The organism is Lientehia hominis (assembly GCF_021044755.1).
GTDB classification, from domain to species: Bacteria; Bacillota; Clostridia; order Lachnospirales; family Lachnospiraceae; genus Lientehia; species Lientehia hominis.
On record NZ_JAJNOR010000010.1, the window covers coordinates 49,767 to 66,818 of the forward strand.

The following is a 17,052-nucleotide window of genomic DNA, read 5'->3' on the forward strand; positions in this document are numbered from 1 at the left end:
GCCAAATTTTCCAATTTCGTTTTTCGTCCAGTCTGCATAGGCCAACCCTTCCTCCGCATAAAGTAAAGGGAACAAACCTACGAGGTGCCATTTTGGAACAAGATAGCTTCAAAGCAACCGAACTGGACAAAATGACCAGCGGCTACAACCTCCAGATGCTGAAAGCGGCCCTGGCTTATTTTCCTGCCTCACAGAAACGTCTTCTGTCCGTGCTCGTAAAATTTCAGGAGCTTAAAAATACCGTAAACTTGTTTTCTTCCCCTGAAGCAGCCGACGCCTTAAGCATCTGCTCCGCCTCTGAGGGCGCTCCCAAAAGAGGATTTTTTGACCTATTAAACGAAATAAAAGATTTTGGCAGTCCAGAGCAGAGGAAAGCCTTCGACCGGCTGAATTACATCATCCAGCTGTCCTCCTTATATGATCAGATGTCTCAAGGCGGACCGGCTGCTGAATCTGCCAGCCAGACCCGGGAAGAACCGGCTCCATTCACCGTAGTATCCGGACAGCCTGCCGCAGAAGAAGAAAAGGCCACACTGTCAGCCGCTTCCCTGGATCCAGACTCACCGTCCGGTCCTTCTTCATCTGAAGCCGATGATGACTTCCGAAGCTTTATCCGCGGCTCTCTGAACTCCAGTCAGCAGGACCTTTTCGATTCTTACAGCGCTATGTTCCACTCTCTCAGCAATGCACCAGGAAAGGAGCCACATCACAATGAATAACTTTCAAAACGGGATGTATAACAACGGCATGAACGGAAACAGAGGCCGAAACATGTCTCCCATGAACGGAGACGCCGGACAGAATCAGAACCCAGGGAACAATTACCAGAATTCAGTTGATAATTTTCAGAATCCGAACAGTTCACCACAGAATACCGGCAGCCCCGCTCAGAATGCCGGCGCAGCGGACCAAAGCCCTGGCGCCTCCGGTCAGAATCCCGGGAACACCGGAAATCCGGATGGCACACCTTTGTCAGGACAAAACAGCTCCGGAAACGACAGCTGGAAAAATGACCCGTCTTTAAAAAATATGGATTTAAAAAAGCTGGCCTTTTTATCCGAACTGGTCTCCCAATCCGGCAGCCAGTCAATGGACTCCCTGCTGCCCTTCCTGATGTCTGCCAATAAGAATGCCAATTCCATGGGGATGCAGTTCAATGATTCAGAGACAGATCTAATACTCAATGTCTTAAAAAGCCGGATGAAACCGGAGGAGCAGTCCAGAATTGATATGATCCGGAAAATGGCAGATATGCTGGGGCGGAAATAAGAACAAAAAGTGCCGGAAGAACAATCCTCCGGCACTTTATTATTTTACTGTTATCTGGCACATTTTCATAGCTTCCAGCGCGTTGATATGGCTTCTCGGCGTCACACCGGCACAGCAGCTGCTGTCTGCCAGGACAGGCACTTCCGGAAGAAAAGCTTTGATGAGCATGGCATTGGATATCACACAGATATCCGTACACAGACCGACCAGCTCGATCTCCTCCAACGGTTCTTTTTCGTTTATCTCCGCCAGATACTGTGCAAGTTCTACAGACCCAAAGGTTAGCTTTTCAAAAATCCTGGCCTGTTTTTCTTTTAGTAAAAAATCAATCTCCGGTTCAAGCTCCCATCCGCTGCTTCCTTTTATGCAATGCGCCACCGGGAGCCTCCGCCCTTCCTGGGAGTTTTTATAATCCGTACCGTGCGTATCTTGTGTTGCTAAAACGATTCCCCGGAAGCCCCGTATTTTTTCTTTAACTCCAGGAACAATGGCTTTCGCCTCCTTTGTCCCCAGCGCCCCGTCTATAAAGTCCTTCTGCATATCCACTACAATAAGTGCCCTGCTCATATGACTTCCTCCCTCTGTCAGAATAAACTGGATACGATTTCATTGACAAGCTTGCCGTCCGCCCTGCCCTTTACCTTCGGCATCAGCTCTTTCATGATACGGCCCTTGTCCTTGGCGGTGGGAGCATCTATTCCCAGTGTATCCAGTACTTCTTTGACTGCTTCCCGTATATGAGTCTCGCTCATCTCTTCCGGCGCAAACTCTTTCAGAACGGAAATCCTCTCTTCACATTCCCTCAGGATATCCGTCCTGTCGGGAGGGCAGGTATCCATCGTCTCTTTTGTCTGCTTGATCTCCCTGGCAATGACCGCGTTCTCCTCCGCCTCCGTGAGCTCTTCCCGCTTGTCGATCTGTGCGTTTTTCAGCGCACTTAAAAGCATGGAAAGAGTCTCCTTTCTCTCTTTTTCCTTATTCTTCATGGCTTTCACCATGGCCGTTCTGACCTCATCAATTTTACCCATAATTTTGCCTCCTGTCCGCTGATGATTTTCTTTCTGCATTACTTTTCCATTTCATGATACCACAGAGAATTTGTTTTTTCCAGGCCAGTTAAGATTATAAAAACCGCCGCATACGGCGTTTTCATACCGTATGCGGCAGCTTTAAAATCAGGAACCGAAATCGTCCTTTATAAATCCTGAGGAATAGTACGCCTTTCCAGGCTCAAAGGCAATCCCCTTTGCTTCAAACATCTCCTCCATCGTCACCAGCTGAAAGCCTCTCGCCTTCAGTTCCGGAATGATGGTCCTGCAGGCCTCGATAGTCTCTGGATGGATATCATGCATTAAAATGATATCCCCATCCTCCGCCTTCAGCTTTTCGTCATATAGCACATTATTGATGGTGGACGCCGCGTCTCTGGTTTTCCAGTCCTCAGTATCCACATCCCACCGGGCCAGCGGATACTGAACGTAGCTGAGCACATGGTTATTGTAACCTCCATAAGGAGGGCGCACTGTGCTGCACTTCGGAAGTCCCCAGCCGGACAGGATATCATTGACCCCTTCGACCTGCTGTGTAATCTCTTCATCTGAGATATTTTTCAGATTCTCATGATCCAACGTATGGTTTCCCACCTGGCACCCCAGCTCCAGCTCCCGCCGGATGATATCTTCGGCTCCTTCATGCTTCAGCATACTGCCCACCACGAAAAAGGTTGCCCTGGCGTCATTTGCTTCCAAAAGATCCAGAAGCTCCGGCGTTGTGGAAGATTTTGGCCCGTCATCAAAGGTCAGGCATACCATCGGTTTATTGGGATCCACTTTTCCGCCGGAAACCGGTCCCTGCACCTCCTGACCGCCTTCCATGCCGTCTGCCAGATTCCTGGTCAGGAAATCCTTTAAGTCTTCCATGGGGACTGTAAACGACAGGACATCGTCCACTCCTTCCACCAGGCTTCCTCCGGGAAAATACAGAGTGAGGCCATCCTCATTCCATGTATAATATTTGAAATTTGAAAGCTCGGGGGCTATGGCTGTCTCTATAACCTTCCCCGTCTGTCCCTCTGCAAATGACTTTGTCTTCTCTGCCAGCAGATCCAGAAAGCCTTCCTTCAATACATCTGACAGCGATATCTCCGCTCCGTCGGACACGTTATAAGTATAGGTCTCAACGCTTTCTCCCGCCGCAGAAGCCAGGGGAAGCTCCTTATGAATATCGAACTTGACAGAGACCAGCTCTTCCTTTGTCTTATAGGATTCATAATCTGCCTGCATGATCATCCTGACGGCTTTTTCTGACTTGCAGCTCGTAACCTCCGCCTTAAATACAGAGACAATATCTTCCGCCCGCTGGCGGATGCCTGCATCCATGGCTTCGTTCCCAATCACTGGATAACGTACCGCATATCCCTCATAATCAGCGATTTCCTTTATCTCCTGTGCACTTCCGACCTCCTGCTTGTCAGCCGCCATCGTAAACTGGAAATTCTTTTCCGACAGCTTCGCGCCGTCTCCTGTCTCCCCGCCGGCATTAGATACCGGGGCCCCTTCCACGTTTACCGTATCTTTATGAAGAACTTTAAAAACGATACACACAATCAATACCAGCAGCACCGCCGAAAGGCCGCTGATGGCCAGCATCCGATTTCGCCGCTGCTTCTTCAGCCGCTCCGCCGCTCTGGAATAACGCCGTGCTCTATCTGCAGGGACTGCTCCGTCTTGGTCTTGTTTTGTATGATTCCGGGGTCTGTGAGACAGCTGAATATACTCCAGCCTTTCTTCCTTCCCTTCCTGTAACATGGTTTCAACCTCTTTCATATTTTATATTCATAAAGCGATTATCTTTCTCGACCGCATTCCCTACTATAACACATATTCTTGAAGATGTTCTTAACAAAATGTGACAATTTTCTTATATTTATTTCCCCATCATCATATCTCCAGGAACTGCTTCACTATATCCTTCATAGCCGACGCTTCGCAGACAGTCTTATGGAGTACGGGAGCCGTGCGGATCTCCTCTATTGCAGGAGGGACCGGCACGCCGGAAATCTGTGACAGCACATCGACCAAGGCAAAATCTTCCATATCATTATATTTTTCGTCAATCGCTTTCATCACGCTTCTTGTGAATTTGTAGGGGCTGGCCGTGGATGCAATCAAAGCTTTCTTCCCATCTCCTGTCTCTGCCCTGTATTTCCCATAGACACAGGAAGCGACCGCCGTATGAGTATCGATGACATATCCTGTTTTTTCATAAAGATTCTTTATTTCTGCCGCCGTTTCCTTCTCATCGGCAAAAGCACCGTAAAAATCCGCCAATTCTTTTCTCATCTCATCGGTGATCTCATACCGGCCTTTTTCAGACAGCTCTTTCATAAGGGATGCGTCCTTCACCGCATCATCACCGGCTATCTTGTACACCAGGCGCTCCAGGTTGCTGGAGATAAGGATATCCATGGAAGGAGAACTGGTCAGAATGAACTTACGGTTTCTGTCATACGCCCCTGTGTTGAAAAAGTCGTAGAGAACCTTGTTCTCATTGGACGCACAAATCAGCTTCCCGATGGGAACTCCCAAAAGCTTCGCATAATAAGCAGCTAAAATGTTGCCGAAATTTCCGGTAGGCACCGTCACGTTGATCTCTTCACCCGATGATACCGCACCCTTCTTAAGCAGCTGTCCATAAGCATAGGCATAATAGACTACCTGAGGGACCAGCCGTCCGATATTGATGGAGTTCGCAGAAGAAAATTGAAAGCCGTGTTCTTTCAGTTCCTCAGAAAGCTCTTTATCTCTGAAAATCTTCTTTACTCCATTCTGCGCGTCGTCAAAATTCCCGTGGATTCCCACGACAAATGTATTTTTTCCTTTTTGGGTCACCATCTGCTTTTCCTGGATGGGACTTACACCATCCTTCGGGTAAAACACAATGATCCTTGTCCCCGGCACATCCGCGAATCCCGCCAAAGCAGCCTTACCGGTATCCCCTGAGGTGGCTGTCAGCACTACAATCTCATTGCGGACCTGATTTTTCTTGGCCGCGGTGACCATCAGATGGGGAAGTATGGACAATGCCATATCCTTAAATGCGATGGTCGCTCCATGGAAAAGCTCCAGGTAATAAACGCCCGCCGCTTCCTTTATGGGGACAATCTCCTCTGTGTCAAATTTATCGTCATATGCCCTGGCAATACAGGAACGCAGCTCCTCTTCCGTAAAATCCGTCAGGAACTGCTTCATCACAACATATGCGGTCTCCTGATAGGAAAGTCCGGCCAGTTCTTCAAAGCTCACCGAAAGCTTCGGCAGTTTTTCCGGTACATAAAGGCCTCCGTCCTCCGCCAGCCCTTTCAAGATTGCCTGGGATGCGGTCACTTTTCCCCCGTTTCCTCTGGTACTTCCATACATTAATTCTGACATAGCAATTCCCTCTCTTTTCTATATTTTCCGTTTTCAGCGACGACAGCGCCATTTGTCATCTATTCCTTCACAAGACCGCAAACGCGGGCTTCCGTATATTGTATCAGCGCCTCCGGGTCCAGGAATATCTGGCAGCCCCGGATACCGGCACTTACGGCAATCTCATCAAACAGGACTGCTGTTTCTTCTATATAAGTAGGATATTTCTTTTTCATTCCCACGGGAGAGCAGCCGCCGCGTATATACCCCGTAAGCCCCAGGATTTCTTTTACACGAACCATTTCCACCTTCTTATCTCCGGAAGCCGCGGCCGCTTTTTTCAAATCCAGTTCTTCACACACGGGAATACAGAATACCATGATTCCGTTCTTTTCTCCCCTGGCTACCAGGGTCTTAAAAACCATGTCCTTGTCAAGGCCCAGCCTGGCAGCCACATGGCCCCCGCTCAGGTCACTCTCGTCCACCTCGTATTCCTTGGACGTATACGCGATCCCGGCCGCATCCAGCAAACGCATCGCATTGGTCTTTACAGCTTTTTCCGCCACCTGTATCCATCCTTTCTTCCCTTCTGTGTCAAATTTTAGCACATCAGGGCTCTCAGGGCAACCATTGATACCAGAAAAAAACCGCTGTGAAACGAATCGTTTCACAGCGGCCTTATCTTTCAGCGGCCGGACAGCTTTTCCAGACTATTTATTTTTTTCATTGATATAATTCATAAGTCCCTCAGCCGCTATGATCTTCTGCATGAATTCCGGAAACGCCTGGCCCTTGAACTGCGTATTCTTCGTTCTGTTGTAGATCATGCCGCTGTCAAAGTCTATTTCCACCTCGTCCCCTTCGTCGATCCCCCTGGACGCATCCGGGCATTCGATAATCGGAAGACCGATATTGATCGAATTGCGGTAAAAAATCCTCGCAAAGGTCTCTGCGATTACACAACTGACTCCCGCCGCCTTAATGGCAATCGGGGCGTGTTCTCTGGAAGAGCCGCAGCCGAAATTTCTGGACGCTACAATGATATCTCCTTTTTTCACCCTGCTCACAAAGCTTTTGTCGATATCCTCCATGCAGTGAACAGCCAGCTCTGCCGGATCAGAAGAGTTCAGGTATCTTGCCGGGATGATCACATCCGTATCAACATTGTCTCCATATTTGAATACTTTCCCATGTGCTTTCATACCGTATCCTCCTTTTTACATTCCCAGTTCTTCTGGGCCGGAAATCTTTCCTGTCACAGCGCTGGCTGCCGCCACCGCCGGGCTGGCCAGATACACCTCTGACTTCACATGACCCATGCGTCCGACAAAGTTCCGATTGGTGGTGGACACACACCGTTCTCCTTCTGCCAGGATACCCATATAACCTCCCAGACAAGGGCCACAAGTCGGCGTGCTCACAACCGCCCCCGCCTCTATGAATGTCTTTAAAAGTCCTTCCTCCATGGCCTGCAGGTAAATTTTCTGCGTAGCCGGAATCACGATGGCCCGGATTCCCTTTTTCACTTTCTTCCCTTCCAGTACCTTTGCCGCAGTCCTCAAATCTTCCATCCTGCCGTTGGTGCAGGAACCGATCACAACCTGATCGATGGCGATATCTTCCACTTCGTCAATGCTCCGGGTGTTTTCCGGAAGATGAGGGAAGGATACCGTTGGACGGATGCTTCCCAGATCCAGGCGGATCACCCTCTCATATTCTGCATCCTCATCCGCTTCATAAATTTTGAACGGACGTATGGAATGTTCCTTCATATACTGGATGGCTGTTTCATCCACAGGGAAAATACCGTTTTTACCGCCGGCCTCAATTGCCATATTTGCAATGGTAAAGCGGTCATCCATGGAAAGAGCCTTCACTCCGCCGCCTGTAAACTCCATGGACTGATAAAGGGCTCCGTCCACTCCTATCATTCCAATAATATGGAGAATCACATCTTTTCCGCTCACCCATTTCTGAAGTTCTCCGGTCAGCTCGATCTTGATCGCTGACGGAACCTTGAACCACGCTTTTCCGGTGGCCATGCCGGCCGCCATATCTGTGCTTCCCACTCCGGTGGAAAAAGCTCCGAGGGCTCCGTATGTACAAGTGTGGGAATCCGCTCCTATCACCACGTCACCTGCCACCACCAGCCCTTTTTCCGGCAGAAGCGCATGCTCAATCCCCATTTCCCCCACATCGAAGAAGTTGGTTATCTCATGCTTAGCCGCAAACTCTCTCACACATTTACAGTGCTCCGCAGATTTGATATCTTTATTCGGCACGAAATGGTCCAGTACCAGTGCTATTTTATCTTTATGAAATACAGAGCTGTCCTTCATTTTGCCATCCATCTCATGAATGGCTACAGGGGAGGTGATATCATTCCCCAAAACCAAATCTAATTCGGCTTCGATCAGCTGTCCGGCTTCTGCCGATTCAAGCCCTGCGTGAGCCGCCAGGATTTTCTGCGTCATCGTCATTCCCATATTGTTCCCTCCTGTTCATCCAGCATGGGCTCCTGCCCACAATTGCCAATACGTAGTTTTACCGCCCCAGATACCATTGGATATCCGCTATTATACCATCCTGTAAATTATAATTGAAATACGGATTTTGAATGTTTACTATGACCTGAAGTTATAGTATAATGTTACTGATCCAACAGCATGTAATTATGGGAGGAACCGCCGTGGAACAAAATTTATCCTTATACCGGATTTTCTTTGAAGTCGCACAGACGGGAAACATTTCCCGGGCCGCCAAGAACCTGTATATCAGCCAGCCTGCCATCAGCAAGGCCATTGGCAAATTGGAGGACAATTTAAGTCTGCCCCTCTTTATACGCAACTCCAGAGGAGTTCAGCTGACTGAAGAAGGAGCCATCTTGTTTGAACATGTGCGGGCAGCTTTCGAGACTCTGGACCGGGGGGAAGACGAGCTGAAACGGATGACGGAGCTGGGTGTGGGCCACATACGGATAGGTGTCAGCACCGTACTCTGCAAATATGTCCTGCTGCCCTGCCTGAAAGAATTCGTGGCACGGTATCCTCACATAAAGTTTACCATCCGCAGCCAATCCACTCTGCAGACTCTGGAACTTCTCGAGCATCAGCAGATCGACCTCGGCCTGACGGCGGAGACTCCGAATAAAAAAAACATCACCTTTGACAAGGTGATGGATATTGAGGACGGTTTTGTGGCGACCCCAGCCTATCTTACCAATATGCGTCTGCGAGAGGGAGCCGCCCAGTCCGATGTGTTCCGGAACGGCACCATTCTCATGCTGGAAAAGGGAAATGTCAGCCGAACTTACATAGAAGATTATTTCAGGGAGCAGCATATCGAACCTGCCCATCTCCTGGAAGCCTCTACCATGGACCTGCTCATTGACTTCGCCAGGATCGGTCTCGGCGCGGGATGTGTGATAAAGAACTTTGTAAAGGATGAACTGGAAAACGGGACTTTTTTAGAAATCCCCATGAAGCCTCCCATTCCCAAACGCAGCATAGGCTTTGTCTTTAACAGCCAGCCAGTCCACTCCAAAGCCCTAAACATGTTTATTAAATTCTACCGCCATTACTATCAGAAGCCATGATATATCTGCTTCTTATGGCAGGATTACTTCCATATCCACCAGGTCTTTTGTCCGGTACACCAAATCTTTTCGAAGGACAAAATCCCTTCTTTCCCAGAACTCATTCCCCTCATCATTGCTGTCATATGCCACCAGTGCCGTCTTGGTGATCCCTTCCCTGCGGAAAGCTTCCAGCGACGCTTCTAAAAGAGCTGTCCCGATTCCTTTTTTTCTCTCCGACTTCTCCACCGCCATATGATATATGTATCCGCGCCGCCCGTCGTGACCGCCCAGTATCACTCCCAGCAGCCGTTCTTCCTCTTTTGCGACAAAGCATGTGGAAGGATTCCGTTTCAGATATTTCTCTATCCCTTCCTTTGAGTCATCCAGATTGGTCAGTCCCATGCCGGGCGTCCTGATCCACAGCTGGTACACACGATCATAATCCTCAATTTTCATGGTGCAAATCTGCATATGGCCTTCTCCTTTCTGCGCATGCCCCATGCTTCGGAACAGAAAAGCTTCCAGATCACAGGGGCGTAGTTGGGTGACAATGATATAAAAGCGAAAGGTCCGCGCTTATAATGAAATTATATCATAACGGCTGTAAAACCACAAGAAACCTCGTTCCGCCAAAAATCTCTTTACAAAAGCTTCGGCAGGAAAAGGGTCGCAAGCCCCAGGAAGAAGAAAAAACCCAGTACATCTGTGGCTGTAGTCACAAATACGGCCGAGGCCAGGGCCGGATCTATCCGCATTTTTTTGAGCAGCACCGGAACCAGATATCCTGTGGCCGTGGCCACCATCATATTCAGAATCATAGCCAGCCCGGTCACCAGTCCCAGATATGGATTCCCCTGTATCACCACTTCGACAGCAGCCACGATTCCTCCTATGGCCGCTCCGGTCACAATACCCACTGTAAACTCTTTAAGAAATATTCGAAATGCATTGTCCCGGTTCAGCTCATTCAGTGCGATCCCACGGACAATAATAGTCATGGACTGGGTGCCTGCATTGCCTCCCATTCCGGTGATAATGGACATGATAGCCGACAGCGCCACCACTTTGCTGATGGTCGCCTCAAATAAGCTGACCACCCAGGAAGCCAGAAACGCCGTGAGCAGATTTACTACCAGCCAGGGCAGACGGCTTTTGAGGGAATCAGACAAAGGGCCGTCTACTTCTTCCTCACCAGAGATACCGCCCATGTAGTGAATATCTTCCGTGGCCTCCTCCGTAGCAATCTCCATAACATCATCCACTGTGATGACCCCTACTAACTGATCGGCGTCATTGACCACTGGCAGCTCCACCAATCCATATTTTTCAAATTGTCTGGAGATCTCCTCCTGATCATCCTCCACATGAGCAGTTATCACATGGGGATTCATGATATCCAGAACCGCCGTGTCAAAAGAAGATGTAACTAAGTCCGTAAGATTCAGGGAACCTCTCAGATGGTTCTGTCTGTCCACCACGTACAGGCAGTAGGCCGTCTCCACTTCTTCCGCTATCTCCTGCAGATATAGCAATGTCTTATAGACTGTCTTATTGTCATAGATATTGACAAATTCTGTGGCCATGATACCGCCGGCCGTGTCAGGCGGATAAGAGAGCAGCCGGCGCACCTCGCTCCTGTCCTCTTCCGACAGTTTGCCAATGACCTTTGCGAGCTCTGACCGATCTTCAATGGAACCTACCATGTCAGCCAGCTCATCGGAAGACATCTCTTCCAGTATCTCTTCCTGCTTATCCTCCGAGAACAGCTTCAAGATCCCGTACTTGTCTTCCTCATCCTCTTCATCGATGACGTCAGCGATCAGGGGTTCCGGAAGCCTGGCCATGAGTGTCTTCGGATCAATATCCTCATCATGAAGAAGCTCCAGGATGTCGGCAGGATGGATGTATTCAATTTGTTCCTTTAACGTTTTCTCATCCGCATGTAAAAGCAGCTCCAGAAGCTCTTCTTTTTTCAGTCTCTCATCTGTCCCGCTCATCCTGCTCACCTCTTATCTTCTCTGATTATCCGGCTGCACTTTACCTTTAATACCGCTTATACCGCCGTCTCTTTTCCGTCTTAGTGGTAGAGAACTGCACAAAGATACCGAGCGCCGACAGAATGATGCCTGTGACAAGCACCGGCGTCTGAGCCGTAACCCCTCCCAGGGCCATGAGCCTGGAACCGGCGGAAAGACCATTTGTGACAGCTGTAGACAGGATGATGGCCGGCCTCATGAATATGACGCTGAGAACGCCCACCGCAATCCCCGCCGCGATGGCCAGTGCATAAACCCACCATGTCTCTTTTCCCACCATGCTTCCCAAAAGGCCCAGTGCCACCAGATAGGAGGAAAACGTTCCCAGCAGGAATACCCCCACCTGATAGATTTTATATGCCAGAAACCCAAGCAGCAGCATGAGAAGGAGCGCTGCCACCGCCGTCACAGTCGAATTCTTTATGAACTGTGTTCCCACTATGATACCCACGATCAGGCCGATCAATCCGCCGACCAGAGTTACCCAAACCTTTAATAGCTTATATCCCATAAAACACTGCAAAAGAATTAGGACCAAAGCCAGGATTGCCAATACGCCGGCAACGCCCTTCGGCATCCGGCTGAAGAAATCTTCTATCACCGCTATCCCCTGCTGCCCAAAGTTCTTTATTCCGCTCATTTCTATAAAAGTATTCCCCATGTATCCGCCTTCCTCTCCTTTTACATCTGTGCTGTTGTTTCAGTATAACACTTTACTGCTCCATATTTCAACCGCTGAACAAAAAAGGAAACGCCGCGGATGCAGCGTCTCCCCTGTACGATACTATGTATAGCAATTATCCATAAAATCAATTGTCAATCAGCTTTCCGCCGTCATTCCAGCTGTACAGCTTACGAAGCTCCGCACCGACCTTTTCCAGCTGGTGATTTGCTTCTCTTCTCCTCATCGCTTTGAAGTGGGGAGCGTTCACCTGGTTCTCAGCCAGCCAATCCTTTGCAAAAGTGCCGTCCTGGATATCGGACAAAATCTTCTTCATGGCTTTCTTGGTCTCGTCGGTGACGATCTTGGGCCCTGTGATATAGTCGCCGTACTCTGCCGTGTTGGAGATGGAATATCTCATGCCGGCAAAGCCGCTTTCAAAGATCAGATCTACGATCAGCTTCATCTCATGGATACACTCGAAATATGCGCTCTCAGGCTCATAGCCTGCTTCCACAAGAGTCTCAAAGCCTGCTTTCATAAGAGCCGTAACGCCGCCGCAGAGAACAGCCTGCTCGCCGAATAAATCTGTCTCTGTCTCCTCCCGGAACGTAGTCTGAAGAACACCGGCTCTTGCTCCGCCGATCGCCAGCGCGTAGGCCAGGGCCATGTCGTGCGCTTTTCCTGTCGCATCCTGCTGCACCGCAATGAGACAAGGAACACCCTTGCCTTCCTGGTACTGGCTCCTTACGGTATGTCCAGGTCCCTTGGGCGCGATCATCGTCACATCCACATCCTTAGGCGGTACGATCTGTCCGAAATGGATGGCAAAGCCATGGGCGAACATCAGCATATTGCCGGCTTCCAGGTTGGGTTCGATGGATTCTTTATACATCTGAGCCTGTTTTTCATCGTTGATCAAAACCATGATGATATCTGCTCTTTTTGCCGCTTCTGCCGCGGTATATACTTCAAATCCCTGAGCTTCTGCCTTTGCCCAGGATCTGCTGCCTTCATAAAGACCGATGATCACCCTGCATCCGGATTCCTTCGCATTGAGGGCATGGGCATGTCCCTGGCTGCCATAACCGATGACTGCGATGGTCTTTCCATCCAGCAGTGATAAGTTACAATCCTCCTGATAATAAATCTTTGCCATAATGTTATCCTCCATAAACATATTGTAATATAAGTAATAAGTTATTGACTCAAAGTTATATGGAACCCCTGCCGAGACCCGTAATGCCTGTCCTGGCCATTTCCCTGATGGTGAAGCCATTGATCAGGCGGATGAACGCGTCTACCTTTGACTGACTCCCTGTCAGCTCAACGATCATGGAATCCTCAGACACGTCGACAATCTTCGCCCGGAAAATATTGACGATCGCAAGTACCTGCTCTCTCTCCTCTGGCTCCACGCCCACCTTCATCAGGACCAATTCTCTGCATACCGCAGTGGTATGGGATTCCAGCTTCTTAATATCGATTACATCCACCAGCTTCTCCAGCTGTCTGTGGATCTGCTCCAGGATCTCGTCATCACCGGTGGCCACTACCGTCATCCGGGAATATGCCGGATTCTCCGTAACACCCACCGTCAGGCTGTCAATATTATATCCTCTCCGGCTGAAAAGCCCGGATATCCTGCTCAGCACGCCAGACGTGTTATCAACCAACAGTGAGAATACTGCTTTGCTCATGCGCATCCTCCTTTACGAAACTTTTTCAATGGTCATTTCCAATTGATTATTCCCATAATAGCATACCGTTTCAGGAATTTCAATCGATGTTCCCCTTTTTTTGTTATATTTCACCGCTAATTCTATATCTATTAGTTATGGCTTTTATTCTCAAGGCGTATATTTCCTGTATACCGGTTCCTGTATATTTCCCGGAATTCTTCCCATACTAAAGCCAGATAAAGAAAGCGAGGAATGAATATGGAAGATCAAAAAGACCAGCAGCCCGGACGGCCTGGGCCGCAGAATGTATCCGGAGAACGCTCCAACGGAGCTTCCGCCAAGAGAGACGCAGCAGAAAAGGGCCTCCCCAGTACAGACGGCTCCGACGCGGAGATCCGTCAATTCTCCGACTATGACGGGGCAAACAAACCGGTACCTGATAACAATCCATTTTGGGTGGATGGCGGAAATCCGTTAAGCTCTAAGGGAAATTAAAGAAATCCCTAATAATTTTCACGTTTTTTTTATAATCCATACAAATTCTAGTCACATTTACTTGCTATACTTGAAACATCAAAAGAAGTTGATAACAAATAAGACGCGCGCGACCGTTGTCAGCTTCGCCAAACAACAACTACCATTTATATAGATTGTCTTTTTCATACTCAGCCGGCGTTTACACGCCGGCTACTCCTCTTTTCACGGCTGAATCAGCCTCTTTCCCGACAATGCTTTTTCAAGTGTACGGTACAGCACCTCCGGCTCCACCGGCTTTGTAAGATATCCGTTTATCCCGGCTTCCTGCGCCTTTTTCGCCTCCTGCCAGAAAGCGTTGGCCGTCATGGCGATTATCGGTATGGTCTGTGCGTCCGCCCGGTCAAGACCGCGGATACGGCTGGCAGCCTCCAGGCCATTCATCACCGGCATCCGGATGTCCATCAGGACGGCATGGAAATATCCGGGCTCCGCATGTTCGAATACAGAGACAGCCTCTGCACCGTTCCAGGCACTTTCAACCAACAGATTCTTCATCTCCAGAAGACTTTTGGCAATCTCCATATTCAGCTCATTGTCCTCCACCAAAAGAACTCGTTTTCCGGAAAAATCCACTTTGTCTTCTGGTTCCGGCCTGTTCTTCTGTACAGGCATTCCCCCTGCTTCTTCTTCCATCCGTTTCAGAGGAACCGTCACGATAAAGCAGCTCCCTTTATTCTTCTCACTTTCCACAGAAATCTGTCCGTTCATCAGGCCTACCAGATTCTGGGTGATGGAAAGACCCAGTCCGCTTCCTTCAAAGACTCGTCCGCCCTCCAGATGTTCCTGTTCAAACGGCTCAAACAGACGCTCCCTAAATTCCTCCGACATACCAATGCCGTCATCTTTCACGCAGAACACAAGCTTTTCCTGTCCTGCTTCCGCCTGAACGCTGTCAATACACAGGGAAATATGCCCTCTTTCTTTGGTATATTTCATGGAATTTCCAAGCAGGTTCATAAGAACCTGCTGGATACGCAGAGAATCTCCCATATACCTGCGTCCCACCTCCGGCGAGACTTCCACGATAAATTCCTGCTGTTTTCTCTTGCTCTGCTCCTCACAGATCACCGTGAGCTGTTCAAGCAGCTCATTCAGATCAAAGGGCTTCAAGACCAGCTCCATTTTACCGTTCTCTATCCGTGACATATCCAGCACGTCATTGATAAGGGTCAGCAGAAATTTTGCCGAAACCCCGATTTTTTCCAGACAGTCAGCAATCTTATCCGGCTTCTCTAAATTTTCCGCCGCAATGGACGTCATTCCCAAAATGGCATTCATGGGGCTTCTGATGTCGTGGGACATCCTGGAAAGAAACTCCGATTTCGCCACGCTCGCCTGGTTTGCGAGATTCAGGGCCTCTCTCAGCTCCTCGTTTTTCCTCTCTTCTTCTTTTCTGGCATCGTCAATGTTTTTCACATATACCATGATCCGAATCTCGTCTTCATCCCGGTACAGAAGCTGGACCTGAACGGAAAACCACCGATACATGCCGTCGGCGCAGAGCTCCGGCACCTCCAGGCTGAGTTCTTTCTTTTCCCCGCGTTCAAATGCTTTCTTTATACTGGGAATGTCCAGTTTCTCTTTATACGCCGCTTTATAATCCGGATGGATCTTTGTATTGATGCACCATTCCACATGCTTTTCCAGGCTGACGCTGGCCCCTTTGTCATACAGGATGTCATCCGTCTGCTTCCAGAACCGGAAATAACCAGAATTAAGCTCCGCCTCATATATGGTATCGTAAAAGCTGTTGACCGCGGCGACAAACCGGGTATCTGCATTTTTCTTCTCTCTCTGTGCTTTCCGAAGCTCGTCGATATCCCGGAACGTCAAAAACACCTTATAATCGCCGCTCAAATCGTTATCCATGACGATTCCGATGAGCTCACACCAGCGGTATTCTCCATCTGAATTCCGGCGGCGAAGCTCCATATTCAGCTGGCGCTTCCCTTCTTCGATCTGTTTTCGCATATTCGGAATCGTAAACATCTCAAAAAATTTTTCCCGGTTATCCGGATGGACAAGGCGTTCGCCATACATTCGGTTAAACTGGGCAAAATCCTCCTGCTCCTCCAGAGAATTCATCGCTTCATCTGATTTCCTGGCAATGAATTTTCCAGTCTTCATATCCACAAGAAGCAGTTCTCCGAACAGAGAGACCATACTGTTCGTCATCATCCTGGTCTCCTGCTCCAAGGTCTTCCTTTTATCGATGGTGGACAGCAAAAACACGGTCATCCTGTCTCCGCTCTCATCCTCCGTCATCGGTAGAGCCTGCATGGATATCCAATGATACTGCCCATCCTTTCCTCTGCGGCGTCCCTCCCTGTAAACAGGTCCGGCATCCTCCCCGGAAAACTCCCGGATCAGATTTTCTCGTCCGAAGTGGCGCATAAACCCGTCCCGGTCATCTGGATGGAGCGTTCGCAGGAATTCCTCTTCAAAACCTTTCCTGCTCTGTTCTCCGGCAGCCTCATACATCCCGCTCTCCCTTACCATCACGATCTTATCTCTGGTAAGGTTCATATAGACGATCTCATCAAAGGCTTTCCCCAGCAGAGCATCCATCGTCATATCCATGACCATCTGCCGGTCCTTCATGGCACCTTCGCGGCCGGGTACGAAGGTGACCACATACGCCGGAATCTTCTCTGCTCCCCACTCTATGGAAGCTGCGTGAGTTCCCGCATCTTTCCCTAAAAAACTGCCATAAGGCTTTCCCACTTCGGCCTCCGGCGCAAGTGACTTAGCCGCTTCGTTGCAGTAGAGGATACGGTCGTCTTCTCTGCACACCACGATCACTGCTGCGTCTGAAAAGCCGTTTATCTGCAATTCTTTCATAGGCACGGACATTGAATTTCCCCCTCCCCTGTCATACGGG

The 17,052-nt window shown here is 49.2% G+C and carries 17 protein-coding genes; 4 read left to right on the forward strand and 13 right to left on the reverse strand.

Annotation, left to right across the window (positions count from 1 at the left end):
* Positions 1–92: 92 nt before the first annotated feature.
* Both LQE92_RS13390 and LQE92_RS13395 read left to right on the forward strand, forming a co-directional pair.
* Positions 93–719, forward strand: coding sequence for a hypothetical protein (locus LQE92_RS13390; protein ID WP_231063444.1), 627 nt, complete (start codon positions 93–95; stop codon positions 717–719).
* Entirely contained in the window at positions 712–1,269 is a 558-nt protein-coding gene (locus LQE92_RS13395; RefSeq protein WP_231063445.1) for a hypothetical protein, read from the forward strand. The genes LQE92_RS13390 and LQE92_RS13395 overlap by 8 nt, the downstream gene beginning before the upstream one ends.
* Before the next feature lie 39 nt (positions 1,270–1,308).
* Here the strand turns inward: LQE92_RS13395 and LQE92_RS13400 are convergent, their stop codons facing one another.
* The 7 genes from LQE92_RS13400 to leuC all read right to left on the reverse strand — a co-directional run bounded on the left by LQE92_RS13400 (position 1,309) and on the right by leuC (position 8,164).
* Complete coding sequence (locus tag LQE92_RS13400) at positions 1,309–1,836, reverse strand: cysteine hydrolase family protein (RefSeq protein WP_231063446.1); 528 nt, start codon at positions 1,834–1,836, stop codon at positions 1,309–1,311.
* A gap of 17 nt (positions 1,837–1,853) precedes the next feature.
* On the reverse strand, positions 1,854–2,297 hold the full coding sequence (locus LQE92_RS13405) for a GatB/YqeY domain-containing protein (RefSeq protein WP_231063447.1): 444 nt from the start codon (positions 2,295–2,297) through the stop codon (positions 1,854–1,856).
* Between the two features lie 147 nt (positions 2,298–2,444).
* Positions 2,445–4,076, reverse strand: a complete 1,632-nt coding sequence (locus LQE92_RS13410) for a polysaccharide deacetylase family protein (protein WP_231063448.1) — start codon at positions 4,074–4,076, stop codon at positions 2,445–2,447.
* Between the two features lie 132 nt (positions 4,077–4,208).
* Positions 4,209–5,699, reverse strand: coding sequence for a threonine synthase (thrC, locus tag LQE92_RS13415; RefSeq protein WP_231063449.1), 1,491 nt, complete (start codon positions 5,697–5,699; stop codon positions 4,209–4,211).
* A 59-nt stretch (positions 5,700–5,758) separates the two neighbouring features.
* A complete protein-coding gene (ybaK, locus tag LQE92_RS13420; RefSeq protein ID WP_231063494.1) occupies positions 5,759–6,214 on the reverse strand; it encodes a Cys-tRNA(Pro) deacylase in 456 nt (151 codons plus the stop codon).
* 174 nt (positions 6,215–6,388) lie between these two features.
* Positions 6,389–6,880, reverse strand: a complete 492-nt coding sequence (leuD, locus tag LQE92_RS13425; RefSeq protein WP_231063450.1) for a 3-isopropylmalate dehydratase small subunit — start codon at positions 6,878–6,880, stop codon at positions 6,389–6,391.
* Positions 6,881–6,895: 15 nt separating this feature from the next.
* The gene (gene leuC, locus LQE92_RS13430; RefSeq protein WP_231063451.1) at positions 6,896–8,164 is read right to left on the reverse strand and encodes a 3-isopropylmalate dehydratase large subunit; all 1,269 of its coding nucleotides are present in this window, start codon (positions 8,162–8,164) and stop codon (positions 6,896–6,898) included.
* Between the two features lie 203 nt (positions 8,165–8,367).
* Here leuC and LQE92_RS13435 point away from each other — a divergent pair, with 203 nt between their 5' ends.
* Positions 8,368–9,273, forward strand: a complete 906-nt coding sequence (locus LQE92_RS13435; RefSeq protein ID WP_231063452.1) for a LysR family transcriptional regulator — start codon at positions 8,368–8,370, stop codon at positions 9,271–9,273.
* 12 nt (positions 9,274–9,285) lie between these two features.
* Here the strand turns inward: LQE92_RS13435 and LQE92_RS13440 are convergent, their stop codons facing one another.
* The 5 genes from LQE92_RS13440 to ilvN form a co-directional block, all read right to left on the reverse strand.
* Positions 9,286–9,726, reverse strand: coding sequence for a GNAT family N-acetyltransferase (locus tag LQE92_RS13440; RefSeq protein WP_231063453.1), 441 nt, complete (start codon positions 9,724–9,726; stop codon positions 9,286–9,288).
* A 170-nt stretch (positions 9,727–9,896) separates the two neighbouring features.
* The gene (gene mgtE / locus LQE92_RS13445; RefSeq protein WP_231063454.1) at positions 9,897–11,252 is read right to left on the reverse strand and encodes a magnesium transporter; all 1,356 of its coding nucleotides are present in this window, start codon (positions 11,250–11,252) and stop codon (positions 9,897–9,899) included.
* Positions 11,253–11,298: 46 nt separating this feature from the next.
* Positions 11,299–11,952 carry a TM7S3/TM198-like domain-containing protein gene (locus tag LQE92_RS13450; protein ID WP_231063455.1) on the reverse strand — a complete coding sequence of 218 codons (654 nt, stop codon included), beginning with the start codon at positions 11,950–11,952 and terminating at the stop codon, positions 11,299–11,301.
* Between the two features lie 148 nt (positions 11,953–12,100).
* Complete coding sequence (gene ilvC / locus LQE92_RS13455) at positions 12,101–13,111, reverse strand: ketol-acid reductoisomerase (RefSeq protein ID WP_231063456.1); 1,011 nt, start codon at positions 13,109–13,111, stop codon at positions 12,101–12,103.
* A 55-nt stretch (positions 13,112–13,166) separates the two neighbouring features.
* Positions 13,167–13,652 (reverse strand): acetolactate synthase small subunit, encoded by a 486-nt coding sequence (ilvN, locus tag LQE92_RS13460; protein ID WP_147597014.1) that lies wholly within the window; start codon positions 13,650–13,652, stop codon positions 13,167–13,169.
* 240 nt (positions 13,653–13,892) lie between these two features.
* Here ilvN and LQE92_RS13465 point away from each other — a divergent pair, with 240 nt between their 5' ends.
* Positions 13,893–14,129 carry a hypothetical protein gene (locus tag LQE92_RS13465; protein WP_231063457.1) on the forward strand — a complete coding sequence of 79 codons (237 nt, stop codon included), beginning with the start codon at positions 13,893–13,895 and terminating at the stop codon, positions 14,127–14,129.
* Positions 14,130–14,333: 204 nt separating this feature from the next.
* Here LQE92_RS13465 and LQE92_RS13470 read toward each other — a convergent pair whose 3' ends face one another.
* Positions 14,334–17,024, reverse strand: coding sequence for an ATP-binding protein (locus tag LQE92_RS13470; RefSeq protein WP_231063458.1), 2,691 nt, complete (start codon positions 17,022–17,024; stop codon positions 14,334–14,336).
* Positions 17,025–17,052 lie beyond the last annotated feature (28 nt).

Bases quoted from the DNA above. Each gene is read 5' to 3' on its own strand.
- LQE92_RS13465 (WP_231063457.1), top strand. From the start codon at position 13,893: ATGGAAGATCAAAAAGACCAGCAGCCCGGACGGCCTGGGCCGCAGAAT.
- LQE92_RS13440 (WP_231063453.1), bottom strand. From the start codon at position 9,726: ATGCAGATTTGCACCATGAAAATTGAGGATTATGATCGTGTGTACCAG.
- mgtE (WP_231063454.1), bottom strand. From the start codon at position 11,252: ATGAGCGGGACAGATGAGAGACTGAAAAAAGAAGAGCTTCTGGAGCTG.
- LQE92_RS13470 (WP_231063458.1), bottom strand. From the start codon at position 17,024: ATGTCCGTGCCTATGAAAGAATTGCAGATAAACGGCTTTTCAGACGCA.
- LQE92_RS13405 (WP_231063447.1), bottom strand. From the start codon at position 2,297: ATGGGTAAAATTGATGAGGTCAGAACGGCCATGGTGAAAGCCATGAAG.
- leuD (WP_231063450.1), bottom strand. From the start codon at position 6,880: ATGAAAGCACATGGGAAAGTATTCAAATATGGAGACAATGTTGATACG.
- ilvC (WP_231063456.1), bottom strand. From the start codon at position 13,111: ATGGCAAAGATTTATTATCAGGAGGATTGTAACTTATCACTGCTGGAT.
- LQE92_RS13400 (WP_231063446.1), bottom strand. From the start codon at position 1,836: ATGAGCAGGGCACTTATTGTAGTGGATATGCAGAAGGACTTTATAGAC.
- ilvN (WP_147597014.1), bottom strand. From the start codon at position 13,652: ATGAGCAAAGCAGTATTCTCACTGTTGGTTGATAACACGTCTGGCGTG.
- thrC (WP_231063449.1), bottom strand. From the start codon at position 5,699: ATGTCAGAATTAATGTATGGAAGTACCAGAGGAAACGGGGGAAAAGTG.
- LQE92_RS13410 (WP_231063448.1), bottom strand. From the start codon at position 4,076: ATGTTACAGGAAGGGAAGGAAGAAAGGCTGGAGTATATTCAGCTGTCT.
- LQE92_RS13450 (WP_231063455.1), bottom strand. From the start codon at position 11,952: ATGGGGAATACTTTTATAGAAATGAGCGGAATAAAGAACTTTGGGCAG.
- LQE92_RS13395 (WP_231063445.1), top strand. From the start codon at position 712: ATGAATAACTTTCAAAACGGGATGTATAACAACGGCATGAACGGAAAC.
- leuC (WP_231063451.1), bottom strand. From the start codon at position 8,164: ATGGGAATGACGATGACGCAGAAAATCCTGGCGGCTCACGCAGGGCTT.
- ybaK (WP_231063494.1), bottom strand. From the start codon at position 6,214: ATGCGTTTGCTGGATGCGGCCGGGATCGCGTATACGTCCAAGGAATAC.